The sequence below is a fragment of the Myxococcus vastator genome (assembly GCF_010894475.1).
GTDB lineage: Bacteria > Myxococcota > Myxococcia > Myxococcales > Myxococcaceae > Myxococcus > Myxococcus vastator.
Map to the genome: position 1 here is coordinate 1 of NZ_JAAIYB010000890.1, position 985 is coordinate 985.

Genomic DNA, 985 nt, shown 5'->3' on the forward strand with positions numbered 1-985 from the left:
CCTACCGCCCGCCCACGCTTCGCTGGGTCGTCAGACCGTGAACCAGGCGGCCTGACCTGGAGACGGCTTGCGCCGAAAACCTTGAGTACAGGTCCTCCGCGCATCCCTCCGGAATCACTGCCTCCTGGGTGGAAAAAGCCGGCATGGCGCCAGCGGCCCGCCTGTCAGGCAGCCCTCCACATGAGATGGCGGGCCCACGTCCCCCCGAGGGTTTGACGAGAGGGCACGAGCGGGAAGTAGCACGTCCGCCTGAGTGTCCCACTGCGCCAACCTGGAACGAAAGGACCTCGCTTGACGCAGCTGCTTCGACTCGCCGCCCTGGTGTCTCTGATTCCCTCGTTCGCCTCCGCGGACGTGGTGTGGAAAGGCGACTTCGAGACGGGCAACACCTCGCAGTGGACGCGCAGTCAGAGCGTCTCCAACAGCCGTCTCCAAGTGGTGACGGATGTGGTTCGCGAGGGCCGCTATGCGCTGAAGGCCACGGTGCGCCAGGGCGATGACCCCATCAACGCCAGCGGCAACCGCAATGAGCTGCTCTACATCAGCCAGGAGAAGGCGGACTCCACCTGGTACTACAAGTGGAGCACGCTCTTTCCCGCCGACTACCCGCTCGATGACAGCTGGCAGGTCTTCGCGCAGTGGCACCAGGAGGGCTGCTGCGGCTCGCCGCCGCTGGAGTTCTACGTGCGCGGCGAAGAGATGCACATGCGCGTGGGCGGAGTGAATGGAAAGGTGCTGTGGACGGCCCCGCTCAAGCGCGGGGACTGGAGCGACTTCGTGTTGCAGGTGAAGTGGTCGCCCGACGCGAAGAAGGGCTTCGTCCAGCTCTGGCACAACAACGAGGTCGTCGTGCCGAAGACCTCCATCGCGACGCAGTTCGGCAAGGAGATGAACTACCTGAAGCTGGGCCTGTACCGCGACGACGCCATCCGTCCCGAGGCCAGCGTGTACCACGACGGCTTCACCATGGCCTCGACGCTGGAGG

General features: G+C 65.2%; 1 protein-coding gene. It reads left to right on the top strand.

What is annotated here, in order from left to right; translation table 11 throughout:
* Positions 1 to 291 precede the first annotated feature (291 nt).
* Positions 292 to 985, top strand: a 694-nt coding sequence (locus G4D87_RS38145; RefSeq protein WP_163787632.1) for a polysaccharide lyase family 20 protein, incomplete at its 3' end; no start/stop codon positions are given.